This window comes from Priestia flexa NBRC 15715 (genome assembly GCF_001591565.1).
Classification (GTDB): domain Bacteria; phylum Bacillota; class Bacilli; order Bacillales; family Bacillaceae_H; genus Priestia; species Priestia flexa.
In genome coordinates, this window is sequence record NZ_BCVD01000002.1 from 60,955 (window position 1) to 71,224 (window position 10,270).

14 protein-coding genes are annotated in these 10,270 nt (G+C 36.6%); 8 read left to right on the plus strand and 6 right to left on the minus strand.

Going from position 1 to position 10,270, the window contains the following annotated elements:
• The first annotated feature begins 25 nt into the window (after positions 1 to 25).
• Complete coding sequence (gene sspO / locus BFL01S_RS00975) at positions 26 to 175, plus strand: small acid-soluble spore protein SspO (protein WP_025911139.1); 150 nt, start codon at positions 26 to 28, stop codon at positions 173 to 175.
• Between the two features lie 118 nt (positions 176 to 293).
• Here sspO and BFL01S_RS00980 read toward each other — a convergent pair whose 3' ends face one another.
• Positions 294 to 554, minus strand: coding sequence for a hypothetical protein (locus tag BFL01S_RS00980; RefSeq protein ID WP_061784643.1), 261 nt, complete (start codon positions 552 to 554; stop codon positions 294 to 296).
• 150 nt (positions 555 to 704) lie between these two features.
• Between BFL01S_RS00980 and BFL01S_RS00985 the strand changes: the two genes are divergently transcribed.
• Positions 705 to 848, plus strand: coding sequence for a small acid-soluble spore protein P (locus BFL01S_RS00985; RefSeq protein WP_061784644.1), 144 nt, complete (start codon positions 705 to 707; stop codon positions 846 to 848).
• Between the two features lie 11 nt (positions 849 to 859).
• Here BFL01S_RS00985 and BFL01S_RS20260 read toward each other — a convergent pair whose 3' ends face one another.
• Positions 860 to 1,006 carry a hypothetical protein gene (locus BFL01S_RS20260; protein ID WP_156474890.1) on the minus strand — a complete coding sequence of 49 codons (147 nt, stop codon included), beginning with the start codon at positions 1,004 to 1,006 and terminating at the stop codon, positions 860 to 862.
• Positions 1,007 to 1,100: 94 nt separating this feature from the next.
• On the opposite strand from BFL01S_RS20260, the gene BFL01S_RS00990 reads away from it, so the two are divergent.
• Positions 1,101 to 1,544, plus strand: coding sequence for an Hsp20/alpha crystallin family protein (locus BFL01S_RS00990; RefSeq protein WP_061784645.1), 444 nt, complete (start codon positions 1,101 to 1,103; stop codon positions 1,542 to 1,544).
• Positions 1,545 to 1,682: 138 nt separating this feature from the next.
• Positions 1,683 to 2,498, plus strand: coding sequence for a non-homologous end joining protein Ku (gene ku, locus BFL01S_RS00995; RefSeq protein WP_061784646.1), 816 nt, complete (start codon positions 1,683 to 1,685; stop codon positions 2,496 to 2,498).
• A gap of 14 nt (positions 2,499 to 2,512) precedes the next feature.
• Here the strand turns inward: ku and BFL01S_RS01000 are convergent, their stop codons facing one another.
• A complete protein-coding gene (locus BFL01S_RS01000; protein ID WP_025911145.1) occupies positions 2,513 to 2,917 on the minus strand; it encodes a hypothetical protein in 405 nt (134 codons plus the stop codon).
• Positions 2,918 to 3,113: 196 nt separating this feature from the next.
• Between BFL01S_RS01000 and BFL01S_RS01005 the strand changes: the two genes are divergently transcribed.
• Positions 3,114 to 3,566: a YndM family protein gene (locus BFL01S_RS01005; protein ID WP_061784647.1), complete on the plus strand. Its 453-nt coding sequence runs from the start codon at positions 3,114 to 3,116 to the stop codon at positions 3,564 to 3,566.
• Between the two features lie 235 nt (positions 3,567 to 3,801).
• Here the strand turns inward: BFL01S_RS01005 and BFL01S_RS01010 are convergent, their stop codons facing one another.
• The 3 genes from BFL01S_RS01010 to BFL01S_RS01020 form a co-directional block, all read right to left on the minus strand.
• A complete protein-coding gene (locus BFL01S_RS01010; protein ID WP_025911147.1) occupies positions 3,802 to 4,200 on the minus strand; it encodes a DUF2750 domain-containing protein in 399 nt (132 codons plus the stop codon).
• A 108-nt stretch (positions 4,201 to 4,308) separates the two neighbouring features.
• Positions 4,309 to 5,979 (minus strand): DUF2357 domain-containing protein, encoded by a 1,671-nt coding sequence (locus tag BFL01S_RS01015; protein ID WP_169799833.1) that lies wholly within the window; start codon positions 5,977 to 5,979, stop codon positions 4,309 to 4,311.
• A 7-nt stretch (positions 5,980 to 5,986) separates the two neighbouring features.
• Entirely contained in the window at positions 5,987 to 7,618 is a 1,632-nt protein-coding gene (locus BFL01S_RS01020; protein WP_061784649.1) for an McrB family protein, read from the minus strand.
• 283 nt (positions 7,619 to 7,901) lie between these two features.
• Between BFL01S_RS01020 and BFL01S_RS21205 the strand changes: the two genes are divergently transcribed.
• The 3 genes from BFL01S_RS21205 to BFL01S_RS01030 all read left to right on the plus strand — a co-directional run bounded on the left by BFL01S_RS21205 (position 7,902) and on the right by BFL01S_RS01030 (position 10,266).
• The gene (locus BFL01S_RS21205) at positions 7,902 to 8,030 is read left to right on the plus strand and encodes a hypothetical protein (protein WP_257788883.1); all 129 of its coding nucleotides are present in this window, start codon (positions 7,902 to 7,904) and stop codon (positions 8,028 to 8,030) included.
• Between the two features lie 151 nt (positions 8,031 to 8,181).
• Positions 8,182 to 8,940, plus strand: a complete 759-nt coding sequence (locus tag BFL01S_RS01025; RefSeq protein WP_025911150.1) for a TrmB family transcriptional regulator — start codon at positions 8,182 to 8,184, stop codon at positions 8,938 to 8,940.
• A gap of 156 nt (positions 8,941 to 9,096) precedes the next feature.
• On the plus strand, positions 9,097 to 10,266 hold the full coding sequence (locus tag BFL01S_RS01030) for an MFS transporter (protein ID WP_061784650.1): 1,170 nt from the start codon (positions 9,097 to 9,099) through the stop codon (positions 10,264 to 10,266).
• Positions 10,267 to 10,270 lie beyond the last annotated feature (4 nt).

Sequence of the window (10,270 nt, forward strand, 5' to 3'; positions counted from 1 at the left end):
CATATTAAAAATGGAGGTGAATAAAATGGCTAATCATAAATCAAAGCACGTCATTCCTGGAGCTAACGCTGCTAGCGCTCAGGGAAAAGGAGCAGGTTACAATGAAGAATTTTCAAATGAGCCGCTAACTGAACAACAAAAGCAAAATAATAAAAAACGCAAAAAAAATCAATGAGCTAGTTTAACATCGTGCTTTATCGTTCATAATGATTATCAGTGTTAGATAAGCACATACCTTAAACCTCATGATTTCTAGCATAAAAAGCCATGTTTTCACATGGCTTTTTGGCTATTTATTCATTCACTTCGTTCATAATTCCCTGCAAGTCCTGCTGAAACTGTGTAAGCTGCTGACGCTGCGTTTCAGTAGCTGTTTCCAACGCATTGTTAATTTGTTCATATGTTTCATTAATTTCTTCTTTAAGAAGCTTTAGCTCATGCCCATACGCCGCATCGTGTTTTACAATATTTGATTGTGCATACGCATCTAACGTTTGTTTATGGCCTTGTTGAGCTGCTTGAAAAGCCTGCTGACTATTTTTATGATATGGCATAATATCTCTCCTTTTTTACATTGTTCTGTTGTATTGTTTCATATCCCTCTGCTATTCATACCCCTCTTTTACAGGTTAAAAATGCCGAGCATAGATGCTTCTATAATGAGCGACATTAAGAAAGAAGCAACGAAAAGGAGGAGCTTTCATATGAACAAAAACGATAGTAAAGACATGCATAAAAACGCACCTAAAGGACATCAAACTGGGCAACCTGAACCGCTTAGTGGATCTCATAAAGTAAAGAATCGTCAACATACTCGTCAAAAGCATAATAGCGGTCACGATATGTAAAAAAAGAGCCCTTAGCGGCTCTTTTTTTGTTTATTAGCTTGCATCGCTTGAATTCCCTCTGGCAGCTCGTTATCTCTTTCTTCTGAAAGAGATAACGGCATAACTCCTGATAAAATTTCTGTTGTAACTTCATCATTTCTGCGTTCATTTCGAGTCACAGTATCTTTTCCTTTCTATACATCATTTCACAATCTTTGAAAGCTTGCATATGATGGTTATGGAAGAACGTGTATCATAACGGAGGAAACAAGTATGAACAACAAACATTCTAAAAACGATTGCTCAAAAAGTTTTCAAGAACTGCTAGAGTTAATTTTGGAAAATCCTTTTATGAGCTATTTAGATTATGATTCTGTTCGCGCAGATTTATTCGAAACGGAAGATACTTATATTGTGGAAATAGAGCTTGTTGGCTATCATCCTCACCATATCCATGTATCAGTTGAATTACAAACTCTTCTTCTTGTAGCAACAAAGCAAGTGAGCTATGAGCAATATGATGATAAACGGCATACGTCTCAAAAAGCTTTACGTGAGGAAAAAATTGAAAAAACAATTGATTTTCCTTTTTTGTTAACCAATAAAAAAATTGTCGGAACCCTTCAGAATTCCATACTAGAAATTACCATTTACAAAAACTCCAACGTGACTTCTCCCACTGCTTATGTTCCTATCCAACCCTTCTTCAGCGAATAAACTCTATTCAAATGCTCTCTTAAATTGTTTATTTAGAACATAGATTAATTAAGGCTATTTACGTTTTAATAGTCTTAATTAATGATGTACATATCTTCTCTTCCTCGTTGCACACTATAGAAAAAAAGAGGTGATCCTTTGCTTCATACAGCATGGAAAGGCCAGCTGTCTTTTGGACTGATTGAATTTCCAATTAAGCTTCACGGGGCAGTTGAAGACAAGGACATTAAATTACGAACGCTGCACTCGGTTTGTTATAAACCCATCCATCATGTAAAGCGCTGTGAACATTGTGAACGTGATGTTGCATCAGATGAACTAATTAAGGGGTATGAAACAAGTGAAGGTCATTTTGTGACATTATCAGAACATGAGCTAGATGAGCTAAAAAAGCGATTTTCTCAAAGTAAGACCATTGACATTTTACATTTTGTCGAGCTAGAAGAAATTGATTCAATCTACTTTGATAAAAGTTATTATATTTCAGCCAATGAATTTGGTGGGTACGAATATAGCGTCTTACTGGAAGGGCTTGCACTAAGTGGAAAGGTTGGTATTGCAAAGGTCTTTCTATATTCCAAGCAGCAGCTTGCAATCATTCGTTCTTATGGAGACTGCCTTTTATTACAAACGCTGCACTTTCATGAAGAGCTTCGCCATGTACAAGACGTGCCTCATGTCGACGCCTTACCTTCTCTATCAACCAAAGATCGTGAAGCGGCTGTGGAAATCATTAATAAGTTGTCTGCTCCGTTTGAACCAAAAATGCATCATAACGACTATCGTGATATGCTACATGAACTAATTCAAAGCAAAGACGCTATGGCTTCTTTCAGTCAACAGCAATCTGAACAAGACGTTACAAAGCTTATGCAAATGTTAAAACTAAGTATCGATCAATCCAACTTAAAGCCAAGAAAGCCTCGTAAAAAGGCGATTCAGAAAAAGGCATAAAAAAGCGAACAATGTTAATTGTTCGCTTTTTTCACTACAGATTCTTTAGGAATAATGGTTCCATAATCTACGGGAACTTTTATATACTGAGTAATTTGTTTGTTTTCTACAAATACAACTACATTTTCCTGACTATTTAATACGCTGTTTAATGTAGCATCCGACCATTTAAATCCAAGTTCTTTATTAACATCCTTTACTGACGCTTCTGGGCCAAAGACATATACTTCATCCCAGTTAAAATCAAAGAGTTCATTAAAATCAATCACTGCGTAGTCGCTTTTCGTTTCTTCTTTTGTTTTATTTATCTCATCTACTAATTGAGACTCTAGCTGTGCCTGATTGCGTTCACTATAGGCACGATCAATAAAAAATGTAGCTAATAATGCAGCTACTGTGAATAGTAAAATCTTCTTCACAACCTGCTCCTCCTGTCAGATTCATCGTTGTCGTATATACATATGATGCGACTCTATCTTTTTACATTTTAGAAAATTCAACAAGAAATTACAACTAATATCTAAATTTGTCACAGAAATATTACATAAAGTTTGCTTTTGTATAAAAAGTAATTCTTCGTCCATACTAAGAAGAAAAGGCAGGTTTATAAAACACATGAAGCACATTTCCATTATCATCGTAAAATTCATTTCGTGTATGATTGCGTTCGCTATTGGACTGGATTTATTTTTCGATGCAACGTTTGTTGACATTTTATCGTTTAGCGCTTTTGTAACCGCTGCATCTTACATATTAGGTGATCGCATTATTCTTCCCGCTTTAGGTAATAAAGCAGCTACTGCTTTTGATTTTATTTTGGCCTATATGAGCGTATGGATATTCGGGACAATTCTATTAAATAACTATATGCAAATCGCATGGGGAAGCATTTTATCCGCAACGATTATTACCGGTGTTGAAGTGCTTGTACATCGCTACTCATTAGCGCACTTCTTTCAAAATCGAACGCGTACTGTAAAAACAACAGAGTTTCGAAAAGGTTTTGCATATGGCACTGAATTTGCGGAAGAGCACGATTCAGATATTCATGATCCTCAAAAAAAATAACCGGAAAGCGGGCGCTTTTCGGTTATTTTTTTATTTTGACTAGTGACCAATACTGATTATTACGTATAATAAAAGTAAAGAAAGGTGGTGATTACCTATGAAAAACCGCGACAAACAGCGAAAGAAAAAGCGCAAGATCCTACAGGATTATCTCAAAAACAAGCTTAAAAATTTAAACCCAAAACAGTCTAAGGGTCCTGTATCTAATTATAAAAACCGCTAAAACCTAAAAGGGTTAATGAATAATCTCTGTCTTACCAATTTCCCACTCTAAGTCGAATAATAGCTGATCAACACCGATAATAATAGTATCTAATCCATTCCAAAACACAGAGGATAACATGCCCTTTTTCTTCATACCTAACAAGAGTTCATTCATAAATGTCTCAAGAGAAATGTCAATGACTCTGCAGCCAGATGGTGCATGCTGTAAACAACACTGTGCATATTCTTTGCAAGGCCATACGGGTACTAATCGCTTATTGTCATCATTTCCGGTCATCTTTACCTGATTATGTTCATCAAGAACAATCCAAACTCGTTTGCATTTAATTACTTGCTCGATAAAATACGTGTAGCGATCATGAGCAGAAGCATTTACTAATTGCTGAAATATTGATTGTTCTACCATCATTGTTCCCCTCCATTTTCTATTTTTTTAAAGGAGTTCAATTGAACTTATTTTCAGTATATAGATTCGTTAAGAAAACGGTGCCACCTTACGTTTCTTTTAAAGAATATACTAGTTAAATTTGGTCAAAAGACCTAAGATAAAGTCTTGGACTATTTTTTCATTGGTTGGTAAAAAAGGAAGAGCTCCAATTCCTATTTTTTCAATACTTTTAAGAAAGTAGTCTACAGATGTTTTATCATTGCTTGGGAACAATACAATCGCCTTTTCAATGATGCGCTCATTTTTACTATTTAAAATGGCATCACGATATCGATGCATCGTATTCAGGTCTTCTTCTTTAGGAATAAAATCGTGACCTTTTCGGTGTACCCGATATTTGGCATCAAAAACATAGTTCACGTATTCTCCACTATTTTTTTCCAATGTCAATACTAAATCTGGTCTTTGGGTAGTCGTGTGCTTTGATCTGAATTCCTTTTGATAAAAAAGATAGATACGTTTTCCGCTCTTTGAAACGAATTCATGATGTGATGCTCCTGTATTCATGAACAGCTCATTTTGTGTTATTTTTATGCTGTTATGTGTTCTTAATGTGGCATACGCCTGAAGTAGATCGCGTATTCGTAAATAAACCCAATACTCATATAACCAAGCGGTATTTTTCAGAGATAGCGTATAAAACTCTCCATTCAATGTAATTCCTCTCATCAGCATCATATAGTACTTACACACTTCTTTATATAACGGAACTTGGCGAATACGACGATCTATCGAATAGATTGATTTAGTGCTTATCTGGTTCCAAAAAAAGTTGGAGCGAACTGTTTTTACAGCCTGCTGCATGCGATTAACCTCTTCTATCATGTTTCGTTTCACCATGGAACGATGATACTCTTCCTTTCGATTCATGACGTGTAAAAAAAGCTGCTCTAGCTTATTCTCAACAGTCGTTAACATCCATTTTACCGTTTGATTTTCAAACGTATCTACGGTATCGCTTCTACTTGTGCCAATGACTTTGTTCGGTATTACATACTTATTTCGTTTTAAGCGAACACCCCTTTTAGCAGGTACGAAATAATTAGGGTGTTTACGCAAGTATCCTATTGATAAGCTATCTGACTTTTTGAGCTGGTCTCCTCTCATAAAATCTCTCTCTTTTAAAACAGTGCGTGTTGGCTGCTTTTCTATCTGCTTAATATATTTCATAAATGGTTGAAAATGATGAGATATAAGGTGGTAAAACTCGAGCCAATTCCCGTCTTTTACTGTTAAATTCAAAGATCCTTTTAAATACGTATTACCTACCAGTTTGTAGGCCATCCCATACGTTGATTGATTAATGGATTCAACTATGGAAAGGTAATCGCTTTTATAGTCCATTTTGGTAGGAAAGATTTCAAGCGTAAAAGCTATTATTTTCTCTGTTCCGCTCATAACATGAAAAGTTGTATAGCCAATTTCATTTTGTAGAAGAATTGTACTGAACAAAATTGACTGTCCGTCTCCATACACACTCCGACTTTTTTGCTTGATGCCTGTCATTTCATTTACTAAAAACAGCTCTTTTTGTTCCTTTGACACCACCATTACTTCATACTGTTCATTTTCAAAAAATAAGGGCTGGAGAGGTGAATTTTGTACATGCTCTCTGTCCTTAGGATGATACACTTCGACCTTTTCAATATCTTGCCCTGTACAAGAAAAAAACATCGACTCGCTTACTTCCTCATTAAGTGTTTCAGCTTTTCCGCTAATGGTGACGGTACAGTTTCTCATGGCAATTTTAACGAACGGTATTTGTCCAGAATGATGTATATCCAAATGCCTCATACCTTCTAATCATCTCCATTACTTTTTTCGCACTGCGAGGAAAACGCATTCGTTCCGCTTCAATAACAGCTGTTTCAATATTTTGATCAACAAATGTATTCGTACAGTAATAGTATAGTTCCTTTAATACGTCAAACGTGTATACGTCACCTCCACTAATGCGTGGAGCTATTTTTTGCAACAGCTGAAAGTCAAATGCCTGATCAAACGTAAACACGCCGCTTTTAATAGCATAAATCATATAAAAACAGATTTCGTCTCTCATTCGATAACCAACTTGACAATCGATAGGCCTTAATAATTCATTTAGAGACATTAACTCATTTGTAACCTCATTAATTAGCTCCCCATGCTCAACGTATGCATCTTTTAAATGAATATACAAGCTTTGAATCTGTGTTGTTTCGATTCCTGCTGTAACTAAAGAATCCTGTGTAAGACTTTCAAAAGAATCGAGGTGAATTGTATTAAGCTCGACGGTATTCGTCCGATCTAACACTTTTTGGCTGAATGAGTGCGTCGTTTCGTCCATATTAACCGTTCCTACAATTAATAAGTTAGGAGGGATGTACACGTCACGAAACATCCTGTGACCTGGCAACAGAGGCGCGGTTTTAATTTTACGCTCTTGCCACTTCCGGCTTTCTATTACGCTTAACACGTCGCTTAAATAATGTTCAACACGGGCTAAGTTCATCTCGTCCAATATTGCCACGTATGTATAAGTGGGATGTTGAATGGCTTGTTGCACAATTCCTAAGAAGGCTCCTTTTCGAAAATCGCCTCTAAGGTCGATGTAGCCAAGCAAATCCGATCCGTCATGCCAGTCTGGTCTGACGGGAATTAAGGCCAACCTTCCATTTTCAAACGTTGCGCCTAGACTTTCTGCTAACAGCTGTGCCAGTTTCGTTTTCCCAGTTCCGCTCATGCCTGATAAAATGATAAAGGGCTTTGTTTTTAACGACAAATAAATGTTTGTTAAGTCTTCATCTTCATACGTAAAGCCTTGTGATTTGATATATTCTTTCATATGAGTTATTACATCTTTGTCCGATAAAAGCTCTTTACTCATTCCATGCGCTTTTAAAAACTGACGATGGATTTCAATAAATAATGTGAGATCTTCATAAAGCTGACGATCACTTGCAAAGTCTTCAATGTGATAAGGAACGTATAACGCTACGTTATCTTCAAAACTCTTTGCATCACTACTTGTGCCAATCATTAATAAATGATCTTTTTTTATTCGCTCATGCTCGGGAGTAAAAAAGCGAATGTCAGCAATAGTAGGTGCATCTTCTTCTTCTCTTTTTAACACAAGGTATAGTCTCTGTCCGTCTTCACTCAGCGCATACGATATCGCAAGGCCCGTTACGCTCTTTTTGTCCACAATGTTGATATAGGGGAAAAGCGCTGTTTGCATTCCGGTTATTTTGAATTCTTCGCGGTTAACTTCAGAAAGCTTATAAAGTGAAAGTGGAATTCGTCTCGTTAGCATATTGTCGACTTCGTGAGAAAGCAAAGCATCGCTTTCTTTTGCAGAAAAATTTTCAGCAACGTATAGCAATCGTTCTCGTAAACTCATCGACTCATTCCTCCTTTTCTATACGTAAAAGCATCGCCAAAAGACCATGCTTGTTTTCTCCAATATTTTCTTATCTTTATTATATAGTATGCGCTTTAATTAGAGAAATGTTATGAAAGCCTGTTTCCTTACAGTCTTGTAAGAAAACTGTAAGCTCGTGTAGTAGGGTGTGATTATTACCTTATTTTATAATTGAGAAACAAAAGCAATCTTCCATCCAAAGTAAACACACTCACTAATTAAATTTTAAATAGAAAACAAAGGATTAAAGGAGAGATTTAAATTGAAGTATTTTTTCCAAGCAGGCGCATGCGTCATTTTACTAGTAGGTGGTATTGTTATTTTCACCTATGCCGGCATTCAATTTCTATACGGAAAAGTAAGAGAATCAACAGCCAGAAATCACGGATAAAACCATGCTATAACAAGGAGTTTATCATGCCTCTATTTATTACTATGAATAGATAATAATCGCACTATTCTCGTTGACAACATGGTTTTGTAAACTAGATTTGTTATAATAAAATACATATAACTTATTACAAGAGACTCTTGGAGGTTTTATGTTACAAAAGTTCGGTTATTCTCAATATGAAAGTCAAGTATATGAAGCGCTTGTATCGAGCGAAGAGTCGTTGGACGCAACGGCTATCGTGCGTGCATCTCAGGTACCAAAAGCAAAAATCTATGAAGTATTAGATAAACTCATTGAAAAAGGTGTCGTGTTAAACACTCTTTCCGGTAAAAAAAAGTTTTACTCTGCGGTATCACTTGATGTCATTATTAAAAAGTTAAGCTTAGAATTTGAAGAAGATATTCGCGATTTGCAGTCTTATAAGATTAAGAAAGTTAGTCAAGATGATCACGTGTGGACACTAAAAGATGAAGCAACTATCATAGCTACAATCGATGAACTTATTCAAGATGCGTCGCATTCCATTTTGCTATCGGCTTGGAATACAACGCTTGAGCACTACCGCCCCTTGTTAGAAGAGAAAGAAAGAGAAGGAATTTCAGTTGAAATCTTAACAATTGGAGATTTGCGCACGACGTTGGAAAATACGAGCACGCTTCACCCCATGGAACACCATGAGAAGCTAGAACCATCTCAGCTCGTCATCGTGGATGAACAGTCCTTGCTGTTTGCAGGAATTGAAAACGAGACGTGGAAAGCCATTAAGACAAACTCTCAGCCCCTTGTTAAAGTATTTACCGACTTTTTTTATCATGATGTCGCTCTTACATATATCACAAAAAAATACCAAGAGCAGCTGCTGGAAGATGAAACGATTATGCGACTTCTTACTCGTCTTCGCTATTAGTAATCTCCCCAGCTCTCACGCTACTTTCTTACTCCATATAGACGTTAATTAAAAAAAGATTGCTTTTACGCAATCTTTTTTTAATTTTGCACTTGAAAGGAGTTGCAATAAAGGTTACTATTACAGTTGTAACTTTTATTAAAAGGAGTTTTATTTATGAATCATAAAGTGTACATACTTGCGATTGCTTCCTTCGTTGTAGGAACTGTTGAGCTTATTTTAGGAGGCATTCTCGACCTCATCGCAAGTTCATTTCAAGTATCAATTGCAAAGGCTGGATATCTAATCTCCATTTTCTCTCTTGTCTATGCAATTTCAGCACCTGTATTGTTAAACATTACGGCAAAATTCGAACGTAAAAGAGTTTATTTATGGGCTTTATTTATCTTTTTACTAAGTAATATCGTAGCGTTAGCTAGTACGGGTTACTCCATGCTGATGGTTTCTCGCATATTAGCTGCTATGAGCGGATCGTTCATTATTGTGTTATCTACAACAATGGCATCGCGCCTTGTGAAACCTGAATATCAAGGCAGAGCACTAGGAATTGTATTTATGGGTATTAGCGCTTCGTTAGTACTTGGGATTCCGATTGGCATTTTTATTGGAAACGCGTTTGGTTGGCGTGAAGTCTTTATTTTAATTGCACTTTTAACAGCGATTATTATGGTTATCGTTGCAATTAGCATGGATCGCTTAGAACCTGCTCCAGTAGTACCGATTAAACAACAGCTTAATGCACTTCGCAATACAAAAATGCTGTCTATTCATATCGCAACCTTTTTTGTATTAGCTGGTCACTTAACGCTGTATGCTTATTTCACACCGTTTTTACAAGAAACATTTGGATTATCAAGCGGAATGGTGACGCTTGTATACGGCATTTTCGGATTAGCAGCCGTAGCAGGTGGAGGTTTTGGTGGCGTTCTTTCTGATAAACTTGGAGCACCTACTGCCGTCATTGGAATTATCGGTGCCTTTTTTCTAAGCATGGTCGCTCTTCCTTTTGCCGTTAAGCTGCCTTTTATTTTATTCTTAATTGTGATGACGGTTTGGAGCGCTCTAAGCTGGGCCGTTTCACCAGCTCAGAACAACTTAATTATTCAAAGCGCCAAAGACAATCCCGATGTATTGATTAGTACAAATGTTGCCATTTCTCACTTGGGAATTGCTGCAGGATCTTACGTGGGTGGAATTATTATTAACGGCCATTCATCTCTCTTTAACGGTTGGGTTGGTTCTATTTTAGTTTTACTAGGTCTACTAGCAACCGTAATTGCTGTAACGCGCCCAAGCATTTCCACTAACTCTATTCAAAGTAAATAAGAAA